The organism is Bradyrhizobium sp. LMTR 3 (assembly GCF_001693485.1).
Classification (GTDB): domain Bacteria; phylum Pseudomonadota; class Alphaproteobacteria; order Rhizobiales; family Xanthobacteraceae; genus Bradyrhizobium.
Genome location: NZ_MAXC01000012.1, coordinates 977330 through 995208, shown reverse-complemented (window position 1 = coordinate 995208; position 17879 = coordinate 977330). Strand labels below are relative to the sequence as shown.

Below are 17879 nucleotides of genomic sequence, written 5' to 3'. Positions count from 1 at the left end.
CGTGCCCTACTGTGCCTTCCCGGCGCTCTGGGCGAACTGGTTGCGCCGTTGGCGAACGTTTGAAGATCATGCTGAAACCAGGAAAACGCAGCCGCCAAAGCGACCGGCGCATTGCTCTCGTGACCGGAGGAGCACGCGGGATTGGACTTGAGATCGTACGTCGGTTCTTGGCCGATGGCCATCGGGTCGCTTTTGCAGCGACAAGAGCAGAAAACGTAGAGCGGGCACTTGATATTCTTAGATGTCCGGAAGATCGGCTCTATGCCGAGGCGATCGACGTAACGCGACAGCACGAGGTCGGAGCATTCGTTGATCGCATCCGGGCGCGTTGGGGCGAGATTGCGATTTTGGTGAACAATGCAGGCATCTCCCCCAAGCGGGCGGACCAGAACGCACCCTGGCTTTCGCAGACGTCCCTTGAGGAATGGGCGCGGGTCATCGATGTTAATCTCCACGGCCCCTTCATTCTCATACGGCTCTTGGCGCCAGCAATGATTGCGATAGGCTATGGACGCATTATCAATGTCGGATCGCTCGCGGGCCGTGCGATCCCGTTGATCGCAGGGCCGCATTATGCCGCGTCGAAGGCGGGATTGGTCGGATTAACCCGCGCTGCTGCGCGGGATCTCGCTCCACACGGTATTACGGTCAATTGTATCGCTCCTGGGCGGATTCTCAGCGATCTGACTGGGCCACCCGAGTCCGCGGTCAACCGCTCTGCTCTCAGGCGGATTCCAGTTGGCCGTTTCGGAAGGGCTGAAGAAGTGGCGCACGTCGTAGCCTTTCTGGCCTCGCCGACGGCGGGCTTTATCACCGGTGCAACCATCGATATCACGGGCGGCGAGTTCGCTGCCTAAGCCGATGCAGTCGCATTTCAGCGCGAGCCTGCGGGTCTGCGCTCGGTCCCAGTGCGGTCACCTGGCACCAATCGCAAACACCCGTGCATCGATGCCTGGTAAGCAGTGCCGCTTTGATGGTGGTCACAGGTTCATACAGCATGGCCGATGCTGTTCGGAAGCATCAGCGTGGCCGGGAAAAATGGACCCCTCGACGCGAGTGTTATCGCATCTGCAGGTCATCGAGATCGGTAGCTCGGCTGCAGCCAGCTATTGCGCGCGGTAGTTTGCGGATTTCGGCGCCGATGTGCAGAAAGTCGAGCGACCAGCAGGCGATCCATTTTCGTCGCAGCGCGCCACTTACAGCCGGCGGCCAGAGCGCTTGGTTCGCATTCCTGAACTTCAACAAATCGAGCATCATCCATGCCACCGACGCGGATGCGATCACACGGTTGACCGCACTGATCGAGAATTGCGACATTCTGGTCGAGGGCGGCGATGTTGATCCCGTGGATTGCCCATCCCTTGATATTGCCGCGATCCGGGAGCGGCGCCCCGGGTTGATCTACCTCGAAGCGAGCTGGTTCGGCCGCGAAGGGCCCTATGCAGGATTCGCTGCAAACGATTAACGGTCCGCGCCCTCGCCGGTCTCATCAAGCTGGTCGGACCGGTCGAGGGCCCGCCATTGCATGCACCGGATTTCCAAACCGGTGTCCTGGCCGGCCCGTGGGGCTTCATCGCCGCGGCCTCTTCGGCAGTCGCCGAATGCAAGGTAGCGAGACGCGGTCGTGGTCGCTCAATATCTTCGAGTCGAGTGTCACTTTGTCCGAGTACCAGATGTTCGAGGCGTTCGCGCGCGGCGACGTGATGCGGCGGATTAGGATTAATCCGTCTTGGCCGCACTTTCCGGTTAGCATCTACGAAACCAAAAAGGGATGGCTCGACGTTACGACAATTACTCCGGCACAATGGCGCGCATTCTGCGACGTGCTCGGCCTAGCCGAATAATACCTATCTCTTCGAGGATACAGAGAAGAAAGTACGCGGCGCAATCGTGCCCCTCCCGGCTTGGCGTAGAGGAGGGCATGACTGCTGGCTCGATGCAGCGGCTGACATTGACGCCGCCGCGCAGCGGCGGCAAAGTTCCGGCTCCTGGCGAGCAGCAGGCTTTCGCGAATACGTGAAGCCGTTTGACGGAACCACGCCTCGTTCGTCCGGCTACATCACCGAGGACCGGCAGCCGTTACAGGGGGCCGTCATCGATTTCTCGATGGGCTGGGCAGGCCCGTTTGTATACCCGCATACTGGCGATATCGGTGCGGACGTAGTCAAGATCGAAGCCATCCAGTATTCGGACTGGTAGCGCGGCGTTGACCGCGGCCTGATTACGTGAACGGCCAAATGTATGAAATGACGCCGCGCTTTTGCACCAAGAACCGGAATAAGCGCGGCATCACTGAGGCGACCGCGGGGACTCCGTATCGCCAGACGGCTTAGCAGGAGCTGATATTTTGTCGGCAATCATTCGGTCAATTTGCTGCCGAAGCTCGGGCTCGGCTACGACGTGCTCAAAACGCTCAACCCAAAGCTCGACATGATGTCAATGTTTAGCCTTCGGCACGAACAGCGTCCATCGCGATTGCCGGGCCTATGGCTCGACCCCTCGAGCAGGGCTCGGGGTTTCCGAGCATGATCGGAAAACGCCGGCGGGCGCCCCGCCCGTGATGAGCCACATTGCCTTCGGCGACGCCGTCGGCCGGCTGAACGGCTGCGCTGCAGTTCTGGTGCACTCATCCGCAAAACCGGGAACGGACAGTTCATTGATCTGGCGCAGGTCGAATGGATGATTCCGTTTGTAGCACCATGGATCACCGTTCACTCGATCGGCGGTATGGCGCCACCAAGATATGGCGATCGACATCCGCAGTTCGTGCTGCATGGCTGCTTCCGGTGTGCGGGTGAGGACAATTGCATCGTGATAGCTGCGACGGGTGCGGAGATGTGGCAGAGGCTTGCGATCCTTATTGGCCGGCCGGACTGGGCCACGCACGCTTCGCTGAAATCTGCGGAAGCTCGTCGCCGTATCAAGGATCCAATCGAGAGAGGGATCGAGCCTGGACGCTCACCCGCGATGCGGATCAGGCCATGTCCGAGTTGCAGGCTGCCAACGCTGCGGCCGGAGTGGTCCGCCTGCCAATTTACCTGCTCAACGATCTGCATCTCGGCTCGCGCGGATTTCTGCAGCAGGTCGAACGGGCTTTCATAAGATTGCATCCGCAGCCCTCGATTCCGATTCGCGAAGACGCGCGGCCCTACGTTTCCGCACAGCTGCGCTGACGCTAGGACAACAACCCAGAGTCTATCAGTGCTACTCGGGCCCTCCGAGGCGAGATCGTACAACTGGTGAGCGAGGCCATAATCGGTACGAAGATGCTCTCCGAAGAGGATCTCGCAACAACAAAGAAGGTGGCGTCAGACGTAGGTCCACGCTACGGCCCAGCACCAAAACTCAGCCACTTCACCCCCTCAATTGCGCCAACATATCAGGCCACACGCTTGGTGCCGGCGATCTCCGGATTGGCCGGAATATCGAGTTCGACCCGCGGCACCTCGACGATGGTTTCTGGATGGTGGCCATTCTCAAACAGCGCGTACTTGAACGCTTGGGCTCGGTTCACGAATAGGCCGCCAAAGATGCCGTTCTGTTCGCGGGCAACCCAGTTGCCATGACGATTCCTGCCGACAAAGATGGTCGATGTTGTGGGGCTGCACGAAGGATGTTCCACGAGCTTCATGACGATAATCGTTCCATGACTGTCGAGAGGGTGTGCTCCTCAGCCGACACTTGCCAAAATCATCTGTGGCTGTTCAAAGGTGTCAGCCTGCAGGATGGTTGACTTACCGCATTCGAATATTGTTCCATCGAACATGCCTTCGGGGGAAGCCATGCCGATCTCATGTATTGTTTATCCGACGTGCCGTTCGCAACCCTGAGCTCGATCTGATTCTTGAACATCCGGATCTCCGTTACGTACCGGCCTCTGGAGAGCTCTCACGATCTCTACTCGTCTCGAACCATCATGTCCCGAGTCGCTCCACTTGCAAATTGTGGCGCTTTTGTCGCGCGCGTTCGATAGTGAAGAATACAGCAAAGGGAAGGGAATCCTCCTACCAATTCTGAGGGAACCGCAAGATCACTCTCGCTTTACGCATTCGCTCGATCTTTCATCCTATTCATCATGAGACGGGAGACTGGGACAGCGTTGCGCCCACCGCCGACTTGGATGTGATCGTCCGTATGCGGCCGTGCGTGAGAGGGCCCACGACACTCTCGTACCGCTACTGAAGCGCGCCGATGTATCCGTCAGGATCGGCAACTCGGTTTTAGCCGGCGCGCCGGTGGCTGCTTTCAGGATTCGGAAGGACAGTACCAGCCAGATAGGACTAGAGATGGCGTGCCGCACGGATGAACTAATCGAAATCGAACGGCTGCTAGGAGGCGATGCGAGCCTGTTCGCAGAGCTCGCCGCCGCCAACTGCAGCTTGCTTGGTCGCTCTCTGCGTGCGGATCACCGCCGATCCGGTGCGCGCAGCAGGCATCGTGCTGGCGACTTTTTGGGACGTCGTAAATCGGCTGGGTGCCAGGGTGGGTGCGTGCTTCTGTTTCAAAGCAAACGCGCGGCATCGCGCCTCTAAGAACCGGTAGCATTGCGCTGCAGTCGCGCTTGTCCAAACTGTTGCGCCTTCAGTGTACAAACTCCGGAGGGCGCCATGCCTCTCGCCAAGCCGCTTCCCATTGTCTTTGACCGCAAAAAATCGTGTGTCGTTTTACTGCAATCTTCATTGCGCACATTGCTATGTTCCCGAAGAATATCGAGATCAATACAAGAGACGATTGGAGCCTTCGCAGTTATCTGTCGAGGAGATAACAGAGTTCGTCGACCTTCTCGTCGAGAAATATTCCTTAAGAAAGATCACGGTAGCCGGTGGTGAGCCGCTTCTCAAAATCGTGTTTCCGCGCTCCGCAGCCTTGATAGCCCATGCGAGCAAGCGAGGGCTTCACGTCCAGTTGAACACAGGGTGTCTTGGCCAGGTCCCAATTCCCTGATGTCGTCTCGATCTTCGACGATCATAAGAAATTAGTGTTCCAATTTAGCTTTGACGTGCAGAGAGGGACACCGTGGATCGCTTCTGCCGCAAAGCCAGGCGTTTGCGAATCTGCACTCCGTCGAGCTCGAGCGCGCGAGACGATGCGGATGACTTCTTTCGGACCCGCGCATGCAAGCCGGCGAGTGTCTCATGGCTACTCGATCTCCGGCGACAGGGCATCTGGTCTTCCGGCCATCGAAAGGACGTCCTTACGGCGTTGCAGGTCCACGCACAAAAGTAATCGTCTCGACCGACCCGAAGTGCCCATCTAGGTTATCTTCGCGCCGCCCTCGGTCTTGGCTTTGACTGCCTGGTCAACAAGCCCGTTGTTCTTCCCATGGAGTCGAATGGAGGCCCCGCAGCGAACCGTCTGGTTGGTGCGGCGGCGGAGCTCAAGGCGATCTGTAATCCGACTGGCGGCCGTTACGTCGTCATGGCGCCACGCCGCTACAGCGCAGCCTACCAGCTGATTGGACAGTATGCGCGCCGCACTCCCGTAATACCGGCACGCGGGTGACCTGTATTGGTATGGAGCATCACGAGGGCGTGTGGAACACGGAGGAGGAGGTCCTCTCTCGCGAAGACCATCCCTGCCGGTACAGGTATGAATGCTTTGCCATTCCGGTTATCATTACATCGACATTCTCTCCAGCCTCCTGGCTCACACAATGAAGACAATTTTGGAAGCCCGGCGGTCGAACTGGATGTCCACCGGGCGACGGCCGCCGACCAAGTAAGGCAGATCGGCCTGGATCCGGTGCGCAGGCTTAGCGACCCCGCGCCAGTCCCTGGACTGTTTCCCGCTCCACTGTTCTGGGGGGAGACGGATCTCGTCTCATCTGGAGCCGCACGCCATCATGGTAGCCGCGATACCGTCTGCCTGTTCCGGCTCGACCTTCCGCAGACCAGCGTATCGCTTCGAAACGGGCGGTGATTCCAACCAATGTCTACAATAAGAACGGCCGGTGCGTCCGAGACTCTTCGCTTGAACGTCGGCCCCTTCGTTGCGTCGAGGCTAGAACCTGAAGCGCCCGCATTCAGGCACTGAAGGTCATCTGCAATTGACCAGACATGCGCACATCACACTGTCGCGATCAACAGCAAACACGGAAGTCGATCCACCCTCGGTAATTATCCCGTTTTCGTGCAGTAGCGCTTCTGCCGCACCTTTCAAGGAAGCGTGTTGTTTCGCCAGGACCTGGGCAAGGAGAGACGTTGATTTGATATCTCTGCGTTTCCACCGCAAGTCATCAACGAGCTCTGTGGAGATACCTTTCTGCAATCGGTCTCCCGTGCACAAATGCTTTTCTTGAGTGAAACCAAAGATCAGCGGGGTAACACTCTGTCCAAATGTGAACTCCCTCTCGGCCGCACCTCGGGTTACCTGAACATAGACTATGCCTTCGGTAAGGCCATTCGAACAAACCAGTCGCTCGTGGAGTTCGCGCCACTCAGGTTTGGAAATCGAAAGGGGTAGGCCAATGTCATCAGCTGACCGAAAGAGCCGATCAATATGAAGAGCGAAATCAAGGAGTCGGCCACCGACAACAGCCGTTACTTCATAGATGCCATCGCCAAAAAGGAGCCCTCTGTCAAACAAGGATACTTTAGCGAAATCGCTGCCGAGAAACTCGCCGTTCAAGTAAATTGTTCTATTCATGACTGCCGGGCCTTATTGTCCAATTCGTCTAGGAGCCGCTGTGCTACGACATGAGGTCGGGACGGTCTCAACCGGCCCGGGTCGCAGTTCGAACTGCTCATGACCAGTAGGCCGCGCCGATCATGCACATCCAATGTCCGCGAGTCGCCCGCGCTTGCACCAGAGCTCTCCAAGTTGGACGACAATTCCGAACGGTGGTTCCCTGAGCGGGTGTCATGGTGTTCTTCCTTCATTGTAGGCGCTAGCCCTAGTTCCCCATCCTCATGATTTCACGGGACGCGGCAATCAGATCGGATACCTCGTTTAGACAACTCATTTTATGCAAGACATTCGATGGGGCGCAGTTGCGAGTGCGACCAACGTTCGAAGCCGGACCTTGTCTGCATAGTGAGGGGTTCCTTTATGTTTAAACCAAATTCCTGGTGGCGACTCGCAAAGTCAACACATTCGACAACAACCGTCTGTCACGGGGTGCCAGTGGCCCAACCGCCCTCGATGTAAGTGGCCATCCCTACCTGAACGCGGCGTAAGGTTTGGCGGTAGGCGGAGGTACTTGCTTCATGCACAGTCTCTACGATCGAAGCAGGCGCAACACCCGCCGCTGCCGCAAACGTTTCTGTAAGAACCCGTCCTTCCATTCCGTTTGGCGCGGCAATCCCTAGGAGATGCAGAATGGTCGGTGCGATGTCGCAGAGTCCCGACGCGATCTCTGAAATGCTGTCGGAGCGGAAAGCCGGCCCGGCAAGAATGCCGAATGAAGCCATCTCCCTCGGGTGTAGCCCGCCGTGGACTCCAAGACCGATTGGCGCGTCATTACTCCAGCTTCGGCCAACGAGACCGAATGGATCGAGTTGGTCGTCTGCGCGATAGGAGAACAGGATATCGCCAGACCGAACATGATCCATCATAACAAGCTGGCGCGCGAAACTGCCGGGCGCCACGCCGTCGAGCTCATTGTGGCCGGCGGTGAAGATCGGTCCGCACCAGGGCGCCTCGGTCATGGCCGCCACGGCCCGTCGAATGTTGCTCACGGACGGATCGGCCAGATAGATGGCGCCCACGTGTCCTGGAACGAGAACCGCGTCTACATCTTGCCCCGGGGCAGGGCCGCACCGAAAGCCAGCAGCTTTCAGGGTCCCTTGCACATCAGCATGCGCGTGAACCGTTACATGGCCATGATCGGAGAGCGCGACGAGATGTACGTTTTGCTGCCTGCCTTCCGTTTCCCACCACTCCAGCACGCGGCCGAATTGATTGTCGACCCAAGAGAGGGCTTCCAAGGTTCGCGTCTCGGCTGTTCCGCAATAATGAGACGAATTATCGGGCTCCCCGAACGACAGGATAGCGACGTCGGGCCGAAGCTGGGGCCAGACCGTGTCCAGCAAAGCCGACGTCAGGAAGTTCTGGGAGGCCAGATCGGGCGTGCCGTGAGGCGGCGGCGGTGGGAGCGGGCCGAGCCGAGCCTCAAGGGCCTGGAGAAGCGGCCGAGAAGTGGCGAGGCGCTTATAATGGCCAGAGACGGTGAAATGGCCCAGCAAGCGCGCCTTGTGATTGAGTAGGCAAGTGGTGCCGGCAGAATTCGAGGCGAACACCGTGAGCGTCTTGCCGTGAGCGGCAAGGATTTCACCAAGTGACGACACCCCCATGAGACGTCCGCCACTGGCGCTATCGAGCGCCTCAATGAGCCGATCATCGGCCGTATCGATATAACGCGAGGGCGCCGACGTGCGATCGAGATATTTGTTTCCTATCATGCCGTGGCGTCCCGGTGACGTGCCGGTAACCAGGCTCGGCATGGCGACCCGCGTTTCGCTCGGATACACGGTGCGGTGCCGAGCGAGCGTGATGCCGTTGCGCCGTAGCCTCTCAAGATGCGGCGTTGTGGCCGGGCTGATGAGATCGGGACGAAGCCCGTCGAAGCTTACCAGAATGACGCGTCGTTGTTCGGCAGGATTGGTCACAGAAGCCATCAGGATAATGTCTTGTCGAGTCGATCGCGCAGCCAGTCTCCGAGAAGTGAGATGGACAGCGTTGTGAGCGAGATGACTAGTGAGGGCAGCACGAGGATCCACGGCGCACGGGTCAGATAGTCGCGTCCGTAGCCGACCATGTTGCCAAGGGAGGTGAGCGGCGGCTGCACGCCAAGACCGAGGAAGCTGAGCCCACTCTCGAGCAGGATGATCTCCGGAAAGGCGAGCGTCATGGTAACGATCAGGGTGGAGGCGATATTCGGCAGGACATGGCGCAGATAGAGGCGCCATGGTCCTGCGCCGAGCTGGCGTACAGCCATCACATAGCCCTGCGCGGTCGAGCTCATAGCAAGCGCCCGACTGACGCGAGCATAGCGCTCCCAGCCGTGGAGGCCAAGAAGAGCTACGAACAGCGGCAGAGAATTACCGAAGAAGGCAAGTACTGCGAGCGCCAAAATGAGGAATGGCATGCTTGCCTGAAAATCAACGCACGCGAGGATGAGCTGCTCGACCCAGCCGCGGAAATGAGCGGCCAGAAAGCCCAGCAGGGTGCCGACGAAGGCACCAACCAAGGTCGCGCCGAAGGCAATGAGAAGACTCATGCGAATCGATATCAGCAGGCGCGCCAGCACATCCCTGCCCAGTTCATCCGAGCCGAGCAGATGTTCGACGTTGCCGCCGAAGATTATGTGCGCAGCGAGCCGGTTGCGAAGATCAAGCGCCGCGTAGTCGTAAGGAGCCAGGCGGTCGGCGAAGACGGCGATAGCCAGCATGAGAACCAGCCAGAGGATCGCGATCTGGACGGCGCGATCGCGCCGCCACAACAGTTTCCGCGTCATCGAAGGCGATGGGACCTGTCCAGCGGAGATGTCCGACATCTAGGCTCCTCCTGCCGGGTAGAAGGTATCGCGCAGACGCGGATCGAGCACGCCGTAAAGCAAGTCAACAGCGAGGTTGGTCACGATCATGGCAGCCGCCACGATGAGCAGGATGCACTGCACCACAGCAAGATCGCGGCTCACGACCGAGACGACGAGCAGGCTGCCCAGGCCCGGCCAGGAAAACACCGTTCCTGCGATGAGGTTGCCGACCATGAACCCGACGATGGTCACGACCGGAATGGCGGCATTGGGCAGTGCATGGCCGGTCACAACTCTACGCCATGGCACGCCCTTGGCGCTAGCAGTCCTGATATAGGGCTGCCCGAGCACCTCAAGCATCGCGCTAAGAGTGAAGCGGGCAAGAACGGCCGCGCCGCCCAGGCCAAGTGTGACGATAGGCAGCACCATGTGGCGCAAGTTGCCTGTTCCCCCTCGGAGGGAAACCAGCTCAGCTCGACCGCAAAGGCAAGTACGAGCAAGAGGCCAAGTACGAAAGAGGGGACGGTGAATCCTGCCACCGCCAGTGCCATGACCAGACGGTCCGAGAGTGTGTCGCGCTTAAGGGCTGCGTAGATCCCGGCCGGGATACCGAGCAGGAGATTGAGCAGAAGGGCTGGTACCGTGAGCATCAGCGTCACAGGAATACGCTCGGCAACAACCGTGACGGCGCCGCGCCCGTCGCGCATCGATTGGCCGAGATCTCCATGAACGAGGGCGAGAAGATATTTCGCAAATTGGACCCAGAGTGGCGCATCGAGACCCCAGGCCTTGCGAAAGGCCTCGACCGCCGCGGCGGGGGCTTCCGGCGAGAGCATCGCACGCGCGGGATCGCCTGAGGCACGCAGCACGATGACGGCGAAGGTGACCACCATGGCAATGGTGAGCAGCGCGCGCGCTAGCCGGACCGCAAAGAATCGCGCCATCAGATTGCGTCCTCAGTTTCCTGACCGAGGCCATTAACGATGTGGCAGGCGACCCGCCGTCCCGTTCCGGCTCAATCTGAGCTCGGGCACGATCTGCGCGCAGAGAGGGAGTGCTGCCGGACAGCGCGGATGAAAGGCGCAACCGCTCGGCCGCGCAGCAGGGTTGGGTGGATCGCCCCGTAGAATTGTGCGCTCCCGGCGATGCCCCGGTACGGGCACGGCGGAGACGAGCGCCCGCGAATAGGGATGCAAAGGATCCCGCAGGACCAAGTCGGACAAGCCTTCTTCAACGATCCTGCCGAGATACATCACAGCAATACGATCGCTGATCTGCCGCACCACGCGCAGGTCATGGCTGATGAAGATCATCGCCATGCGCCGACGGTCCTTCAGATCGGCAAGAAGATTGATCACTTGCGCCTGGATCGAGACATTGAGCGCTGAGACCGGTTCATCGCAGACGATAAGGTCCGGATCCGTGGCAAGTGCCCGCGCCAAGACAGCGCGCTGTCGCTGGCCTCCAGAGAGCTCGTGCGGATAGCGCGCGGCGTGATCTGGCCTAAGCCCGACATCTGCGAGCAGCACGTTAACCCGCTCCGCACGTTCGCTCTTGCAGCCGAGCCGGTGAATATCGAGAGGCTCTGCGATCTGAGTGCCAACCGTCAGGCGGCGATTGAGCGCTCCGAGCGGATCCTGAAACACCATCTGAATACGCGTTCTGAGACGCCGCCAGCGAGCATGGCCTTCGGGCGGCATAGTCTCGCCGGCAAAGTTGATGGTGCCGGCATCCGGCCGTTCCAGGCCGATGAGGAGTCGGCCGGTCGTGGATTTACCGCAGCCAGATTCCCCAACCAGTCCGAGCGTCTCGCCCCTCTCCAGCAAGAGAGAAAGACCATCGACAGCCCGAACCATGGCTGAATGACCGAACGTGCCATGTCGTAGGCGGTAGTGGCGGACGAGCCCGTCCGCCTGCAGGAGGGGCGCAGCCATCATGCGGCCACCACCTCGGTGGCCGCGAATTGACCTGCGAGTCAAGCGGCTTTGTGTCCACAATCAACGCTCACGGAAGAAAGCTCGACGGCCCATTGGGCGCATCGTTCGACCCGCAGCTCGCAGCGGGCAGCGAAGGCACAGCCTGATGGAAGATCGGCCGCACTCGGAACGACACCCGGAATCGCAGATAGCCGGCGCTGCGGCCTCTCCAGGCTTGGCAGGGCCCCAATAAGACCCCGTGTGTAAGGATGCGACGGGTGAGCAAATAGGCGATCGACGGGTGCCTCCTCCACGATCCTCCCGGCATAAAAGACGAGGACGCGCTCGCACACCTCGCCGACGATGCCGAGATCATGTGAGATTAAGACAAGTGCCATGCCTGTCTCGCGCTGGATCTGCTGCAGGAGCTCAAGGATCTGCGCCTGGATAGTGACATCCAGAGCGGTCGTCGGCTCATCTGCGATCAAGACATCCGGCCGTCCAGCCAGCGCCATGGCGATCATGATGCGCTGGTTCTGCCCGCCGGAGAATTCGTGCGGGTAGGCATCAAGTCGTCGCGCTGCGTCCGGAATGCCGACCTGGTCGAACAGGCGCCGGGCCTCGGCCTTTGCGGCATGCCGCTCCAGCCCGCGATGAAGCCGCAACACCTCGGCGATCTGGTCGCCCACCTTGTGGACGGGATTGAGCGCGCTTGCCGGATCCTGAAAGATCATGGCGATGCGGCCGCCGCGAACTTTGTCGAGGCAGGACGCTGGCGCACGAAGAAGCTCCTCGCCAGCCAGCCTCACGCTGCCCGCTGTCCGGGCGCGCTGCGGCAAAAGGCCGAGCGCAGCTAGCCAAGTCACAGATTTTCCGCAGCCGCTTTCGCCGACCATACCCACCGATTCGCCACGCCTGATGCTGAGGTCGACGCCGTGCAGCACCGGCAGGCCGTCAAAGGCGACACGCAGATCAACAATCTCGACGATCGGCTCCATCGGAGGCCTTTCAGTTCCTTGCGTGTCGCGGGATGGCGGATTGGTGGTGTCCGTCATCTAGCTCGTGTCCGGGACAGGGCTTGATTGAACGGGCCAAAGTTGAGGTCGAGCGTCAGCCCCGGCAACCATGGCACGTCGCGGCGCTTGCCGTAGAACTGGCCAGACACATGCAGAATCACGCAGGGTGGATCGACGTCATTGACGATCTCCAGCATGCGCCGAATGAGCGTCCAGCGCTTATCGGGTTCGACCGTGTCCTGAAGTTTCGCGCCCAGCACGAAGTATTCTTCGTTCCGCCAGATGCCGCCCCGCTTCGGCAGCGTGCCGTTCGGGCCATATTCGCGCCAGGGATGGCCGAGATGATCGAGAAAGAGCGCGGTGTTTGACGTGTCGTAAATCGCATGCACCGGCTGCCGCTGGATTTGGGCGAAATTCTCCATCACCTGCATTTTGACGTCAGGCCTACGGCACGCCACATCTCGATCATCGTCTGAGCGCCAGACACCTGATTGGGGTAGTAGTTGTTGAGCAGCCGATAAGTGATCCGCTCACCCATGTAACCTGCGGCTGCGAGAAGCTCCCTAGCCTTGTCGGGATCGTACGCAAGCGGTGGGAAATCTTCGATATAGCCCTCCCCATAGCTTGGCAGCTGATAACCATTGGGGATCGGGAGCCGATTCTCCCACAAGCTTTCCACGATCAGCTTGCGGTCGAGCGCGAGACTCATGGCGCGGCGAATCCGCGCATCCTTTAGTACCGGATCAGACTGGTCGAGGACGAGCGAGCGTATGTTCTGCACAGCACCGCCCAAAACCTCCAGATCGGGGCGCTTGTGGATACCTGCGAACTGGTCCGGCGGGATGTCGGTGATGAGGTCGAGCTCGCCGGCGAGCAGACCGTTCACGCGCGCGGAGAGCTCAGGAATAATCCGGTACTCGACACCATCGAATGGCGGGCGCCCGCCCCAATAGGCGTTATGCCCGGCCAAGGTGATATGGACATCGAGCTTGTGACCAACGAGCCTGTACGGGCCGCTGCCGACCGGGGCCGCCGTCCAGCGCTCCCACGAGCCTGCCGCCGTGAAGGCCTGCTTGCTGACAATTTCCGATCCCCAGGCGGCAAGGCGCTGCTCGAGGAGGGCGTCGCCGCCCTGTGCGTGCACGATGATGGTGTAGGGATCGACGATCTCCACGGTCCTAAGCCTATCGAGCGACTGCAGCGCCTCGGATATTCCGCTCCGTCCGGGTCCCAACAGATGATCGGGGCCGAGGCTGAACGCAACATCTTCGGCCGTCAGCGGACTTCCATCATGGAAGATCACGTCCTTGCGCAACGAGAGCCGCAGCGACTGCGCATCGATCCGCTCCCAACGTTCCGCAAGGGCTGGCCGCAGCGCCATGCCATGGGTGTGATCGAATGCGATGAGCGTATCGAAAAGCTGCGGCATAATGCGGCGAATGGCGGTGTCAGTCGCAATGGCGGGATCGAATGTGTTAGGAAATCCGGACATTCCGACTCTCAGTCGGCGACGCGAATTCTTTACGTCGCCCTCGGCGGCATTGATGCGCGTGCTGCCCAACATGCTTGCCGCAAGAGCGCCAGTCAGGGCTTGCCGTCGTGTCAGGTCGATAGGGGGCATCACTGTCTCCTGAAAAGAGTTGATTTGGCAGTGCCAAGACCGCCCATCTCGAGAAGAGAAGCACACGCATTATCGATCAATGCGGACGCTCAACTCGACCATTAAATCGCGTATTGCGCTTGGAAGTGCTCGCTCATATGCGAGACCTTAGAGGCTCGAATTGCTACGTCGGAATGACGATCATCGAAAAGTCGATGTGAGCTTGCGAACATGCGATGTGTAGCGCCGTTCACGCTGTCGCCGTCTCACGCGCGGCTCCTCGCCGGCGTGCAGGAACGCGCCTATACGGTCAATCGTGACCGCGATCCTCATGCGAATCCTCTTCCACTGGATGAGGCGCGCGGCAAAAAGACCTGACGGACGACTGCTAGGATGAGATCATATTTTTCGATCATTTCACTCAATAAGGCGATAGCCCGATTGGCTCGAACGTTTGAAAGCGATTAGAGGCTCTTGAAAACCCTTCTTCGGAGTGCGGAGGTATTCGGTCTTGGCTCTCGTTGCAGAACGGCTCAGCTCGTCCGCTCCTTTGAAGCGGAGCCATGACGGCTCGCGCCGCCTTGCTGTGCGATCAGGGCATTAATGTGAGCACACTTAGGCGGGCCGAGCGGATTTCGATACGCCGTCCCCGATTTGCGAGGGCGGCATCTGGGCTATCCACGCCGGCGGACGAAATACACACAGGCCGCAAGGATCGAGCCGCTCCGCGATGTCCAGGTGGTGCAAGACGACATCTGTCAAAGCTTACCTATGAAGGAGAGTTCGCTACGATGGCCGCAGTCGCGCGGGACTTGTATGGGCGCACGCTGTTAGTCAACGGGGTGTCCATGGCCGACGCAATGAGCGGGGCGCGGATTGATTATGGCGCAGGGCTTCTGGCGCTGAGCAGGGCCGTAAACCCGATCGAGGCCCAGACGTACTCGCAAAGCAGTTCAATTTCACAATGCGCTGCCATGGAGGTGGTATCCGAGGACGGGCGCAGAAGCCCAGCCAAGACGAGGGGCATCGTGCTACGTTCCCGACGGTGCGTTCTCTCTGCGCAGGTGTTATCCGCAAGCACACTCCGGAAGGAAGGTGATCCTAACCGGCTGCGATTTCGCCATGCATCTGCTCGCTGTCTTTGGCGTGGCAATTGTGCCCGGCACCATGGCCTGGCCGCATATCCGCATTTCCTATGCCTCGTCCGCCGGGGATCTCGCCCGCGCTTGCGACGCCCATCATTGCCGCCTGTGCGGCGCTGACCTGAAAGATCTCCCATGTCACCTGCCAAACGCCTCCGCGCCCGCATGGCCGAGACCGGCCTTGTCCACATCATGGCCGCACATAGCCCGCTTTCGGCGATCCTCGCAGAAGAAGCCAGATTTGATGGTCTTTGGGCCTCCGGCTTCGAGCTATCAGCCCTCTACGGGCTGCCGGACATGAGCCTCATCTCGATGACACAGCATCTCGATATGCTGCGGGCGATCGCCGGACGCACGACGCTGCCAATCGTTGCCGACATCGATACGGGCTATGGCAATGCGATCAATGTCATCCATGCCGTCGGGGAATACGAGCGGGCCGGTGCCAGCGCGGTCGTTATCGAGGACAAGACCTTTCCGAAAGTAACGAGTCTTGTTGCCGACGGGCGCCAGGAGCTGCTGCGAATTGAAGAGTTTCAGGGCAAGATCAAGGCCGCGGTCGCGACAAGACGGGACCCAGATTTCCTCGTCATCGCCCGCACCGAAGCTCTGATCGCAGGGGGCGGCGAAGCAGAAGCCCTGCATCGGGCGAAAGTCTACACGGATGCTGGCGCCGACCTGATCCTGATCCATTCGAAAAAGAAGGATCCCTCGGAAATCGTAAGCTTTTCGCGCGCCTGGACCGGAACGGTTCCGTTGGTGGTCGTGCCGAACGCTTACCCGGATCTCGATGCTGAGCGCGTCAAAGCGCTCGGCAACATCCGCATGATGATCTACGGCAACTACGGCATCCGTGCTGCTGCAACAGCCATGAAAGAGACCTTCCGCCGGATCATGGCCGACGGCGGCGTCCAGAACGTCCATAAGGACATTCTGCCGGTCGAGGAGATTTTCAGACTTCAAAAGATGGACGAGGTTAAGGCAGCTGAAGCTCGCTTCCTCCGCTAAACATCATTTCATCATAGCCGTGACCATCGAATTTCTAACGTAATAGATAGCCGCTTAGCTCCGCAGAGGCGCCATCTCGGCGCGCTCTTGATCGGAAAATTGAGTTAACGGCCTTCTCGTTTAGAAAGCCGCGGAGTGTCGACTGCAAGAAGAGCTATCGCGCCGACCGCTTCACTCGCGCCTTAAGGTGCGTCTCGGGAAAACGCTGTCAACGCACCGACCCTATCGGCTGAGGCTGGAATCCGATTTCGCGCGTGGAATATCGCTAATAAGCAGAAATCCGGCCTATACAATCGAATAATGTGATGGAACATCCATTCTGGAATGGCCTGCCAATGAAAGCTGGCGGAAATTTCAGGAAATTGCCCGAGCAGAAGATGGCTGCCCAAAACGATGAAGTGCCGCTCAACGCAATCCGAGCGTTCGTGATGATCGCGCGGGAAGGAAGCGTGACGCGCGCGGCGAGCGCATTAGGAGCGACCCAGAGCTCGGTCAGCCGCTACTTGGCCGTGCTGCAAGCCTACCTGGGGACAGACCTCGTGCAACGACGCGGTCGTCGGAGCGAATTGACAGAATTCGGCAGGCTTTTCGCGAATGCCGTCGCCGAACCACTAGATACAGTGTGCTTCACCGCCAAACGAATGCGTCGGCGGAATCCTCCCGACGCCAATCGGATTGTGGTTCGCACGTCGCTTTCGACCTTCGCATATTCTTTTCTAATTCCGAACCTTCAGGCATTCTCCGTTGAGATGGGTGGCGTAATTGTGGATGTGATTAGTTCCATTATCTCCGCCGACATCTTCCGATGATTTCGACATCTTGATTACGCGCGACCTTTCTGTCATCGAGCCGGCAGATGATTGGGAAATCTACAATGAGCAACTCGTCTGTGTGGGCGCGCCAAACCACGTAAATGGCAGAATGCTCTCAGTTGTTCGATTGATGCCGGTTCTGAACATCACATCGCGGCCCGACATACTGCCAACATGGCTACGAGCGATGAACCTGAGCCCGAGAGATATAAAGTCGGGTGCGCGATATGATCACAATTACCTTGCCCTGCCGGCGGTCATGACAGGAAAATGCCTTCTGGTAGTTCCCGAGATCATTGTCAGCGATCTTGTGCGCGCGGGCGTTCTGCATGTGATACCAGGATCGCGGACTCCCAGCGGCATGCAATATCGGGCTTATGCTGTCGATCGCAGTCACAACCCCGACATCGCTCGTGCTTTTTGTCGATGGTTGACGCGCCTTTGTAAGAAGGCCGCAATCCCGGAAGCCAATTAGTCGCATGTCTAGACGAAGTGCACACGCCGGTTCTAGGAAGGAGGACGCGCTAGTCAACACCGAACGAACTGCGCTATTCCGTGGCAGACGAAGGCCTCGCGGTAAGTGGACCGACCTGCTTTTCGTACGTTGCTGTAACGAACGCAAATGTTCGTTTCACTCTGTTCTCGGCGAGTAACGATGATTGTCTTCGCGAACTCCTATAGGGAGCTGCGAGGAATTGATCTCGGCTTCCCCCGAACGGCATCGCGGTGAGATGCTGCGCGAGTAACTCTTGAGCTCGGCGCTAAGATCGGCACATTGTCAAGTTATCTTGCTTCAAACTCAAGTAATCCTGCCAGCGAGCTCGGAGCCAAGTCAGCCTGCATTGATGCAAATTGCGAACGGTGCCGATTCAACGATCCTATCTAACGTTAACAATGAAGGTCTGTTGAC

At 59.2% G+C, this 17879-nt stretch carries 14 protein-coding genes and 4 pseudogenes; 9 read left to right on the top strand and 9 right to left on the bottom strand.

All coding sequences use genetic code 11. The annotated features are described in order from the left end of the window. The first annotated feature begins 68 nt into the window (after positions 1 to 68). The 6 genes and pseudogenes from LMTR3_RS14005 to LMTR3_RS39230 all read left to right on the top strand — a co-directional run bounded on the left by LMTR3_RS14005 (position 69) and on the right by LMTR3_RS39230 (position 3173). Positions 69 to 857 carry an SDR family NAD(P)-dependent oxidoreductase gene (locus LMTR3_RS14005; RefSeq protein WP_065745543.1) on the top strand — a complete coding sequence of 263 codons (789 nt, stop codon included), beginning with the start codon at positions 69 to 71 and terminating at the stop codon, positions 855 to 857. A gap of 140 nt (positions 858 to 997) precedes the next feature. Then, on the top strand, positions 998 to 1465 hold the full coding sequence (locus LMTR3_RS39250; protein WP_245319864.1) for a CoA transferase: 468 nt from the start codon (positions 998 to 1000) through the stop codon (positions 1463 to 1465). Next, complete coding sequence (locus LMTR3_RS40000) at positions 1440 to 1844, top strand: CoA transferase (RefSeq protein WP_349643803.1); 405 nt, start codon at positions 1440 to 1442, stop codon at positions 1842 to 1844. Before LMTR3_RS39250 ends, LMTR3_RS40000 begins: the two co-directional genes overlap by 26 nt. A 46-nt stretch (positions 1845 to 1890) precedes the next feature. Next, a complete protein-coding gene (locus LMTR3_RS39240) occupies positions 1891 to 2199 on the top strand; it encodes a CoA transferase (RefSeq protein ID WP_245319862.1) in 309 nt (102 codons plus the stop codon). A 480-nt stretch (positions 2200 to 2679) separates the two neighbouring features. Further along, a pseudogene (locus tag LMTR3_RS39235) lies at positions 2680 to 2865 on the top strand (CoA transferase); the annotation flags it as partial. A gap of 116 nt (positions 2866 to 2981) precedes the next feature. Next, positions 2982 to 3173: a hypothetical protein gene (locus LMTR3_RS39230; protein WP_245319881.1), complete on the top strand. Its 192-nt coding sequence runs from the start codon at positions 2982 to 2984 to the stop codon at positions 3171 to 3173. Between the two features lie 206 nt (positions 3174 to 3379). On the opposite strand, the gene LMTR3_RS13980 is transcribed toward LMTR3_RS39230, so the two are convergent. Continuing rightward, the gene (locus LMTR3_RS13980; RefSeq protein ID WP_065745538.1) at positions 3380 to 3631 is read right to left on the bottom strand and encodes a hypothetical protein; all 252 of its coding nucleotides are present in this window, start codon (positions 3629 to 3631) and stop codon (positions 3380 to 3382) included. 953 nt (positions 3632 to 4584) lie between these two features. Here LMTR3_RS13980 and LMTR3_RS40235 point away from each other — a divergent pair. Continuing rightward, positions 4585 to 4944 carry a radical SAM family protein gene (locus LMTR3_RS40235; protein WP_084029591.1) on the top strand — a complete coding sequence of 120 codons (360 nt, stop codon included), beginning with the start codon at positions 4585 to 4587 and terminating at the stop codon, positions 4942 to 4944. Between the two features lie 1092 nt (positions 4945 to 6036). On the opposite strand, the gene LMTR3_RS13970 is transcribed toward LMTR3_RS40235, so the two are convergent. The 8 genes and pseudogenes from LMTR3_RS13970 to LMTR3_RS13940 form a co-directional block, all read right to left on the bottom strand. Continuing rightward, positions 6037 to 6645, bottom strand: a complete 609-nt coding sequence (locus LMTR3_RS13970) for an aminotransferase class IV (RefSeq protein WP_065745536.1) — start codon at positions 6643 to 6645, stop codon at positions 6037 to 6039. A 464-nt stretch (positions 6646 to 7109) separates the two neighbouring features. Next, complete coding sequence (locus LMTR3_RS13965) at positions 7110 to 8615, bottom strand: alkaline phosphatase family protein (RefSeq protein WP_065745535.1); 1506 nt, start codon at positions 8613 to 8615, stop codon at positions 7110 to 7112. Continuing rightward, positions 8615 to 9454 (bottom strand): ABC transporter permease, encoded by an 840-nt coding sequence (locus LMTR3_RS13960; RefSeq protein WP_065745534.1) that lies wholly within the window; start codon positions 9452 to 9454, stop codon positions 8615 to 8617. The genes LMTR3_RS13965 and LMTR3_RS13960 overlap by 1 nt, the downstream gene beginning before the upstream one ends. 39 nt (positions 9455 to 9493) lie before the next feature. After that, positions 9494 to 10419, bottom strand: a pseudogene (locus LMTR3_RS13955) (ABC transporter permease). Further along, a pseudogene (locus tag LMTR3_RS13950) lies at positions 10419 to 11409 on the bottom strand (ABC transporter ATP-binding protein). The pseudogenes LMTR3_RS13955 and LMTR3_RS13950 overlap by 1 nt, the downstream one beginning before the upstream one ends. A gap of 41 nt (positions 11410 to 11450) precedes the next feature. Then, the gene (locus tag LMTR3_RS13945) at positions 11451 to 12389 is read right to left on the bottom strand and encodes an ABC transporter ATP-binding protein (RefSeq protein WP_065745533.1); all 939 of its coding nucleotides are present in this window, start codon (positions 12387 to 12389) and stop codon (positions 11451 to 11453) included. 53 nt (positions 12390 to 12442) lie between these two features. Next, complete coding sequence (locus LMTR3_RS39225; protein ID WP_245319861.1) at positions 12443 to 12838, bottom strand: periplasmic substrate-binding domain-containing protein; 396 nt, start codon at positions 12836 to 12838, stop codon at positions 12443 to 12445. After that, complete coding sequence (locus LMTR3_RS13940) at positions 12829 to 14028, bottom strand: ABC transporter substrate-binding protein (RefSeq protein WP_245319860.1); 1200 nt, start codon at positions 14026 to 14028, stop codon at positions 12829 to 12831. The genes LMTR3_RS39225 and LMTR3_RS13940 overlap by 10 nt, the downstream gene beginning before the upstream one ends. A 1286-nt stretch (positions 14029 to 15314) precedes the next feature. Between LMTR3_RS13940 and LMTR3_RS13930 the strand changes: the two genes are divergently transcribed. Next, positions 15315 to 16157: an isocitrate lyase/phosphoenolpyruvate mutase family protein gene (locus LMTR3_RS13930; RefSeq protein WP_245319859.1), complete on the top strand. Its 843-nt coding sequence runs from the start codon at positions 15315 to 15317 to the stop codon at positions 16155 to 16157. A gap of 377 nt (positions 16158 to 16534) precedes the next feature. Then, positions 16535 to 17444: pseudogene (locus LMTR3_RS13925) on the top strand (LysR family transcriptional regulator). Positions 17445 to 17879 lie beyond the last annotated feature (435 nt).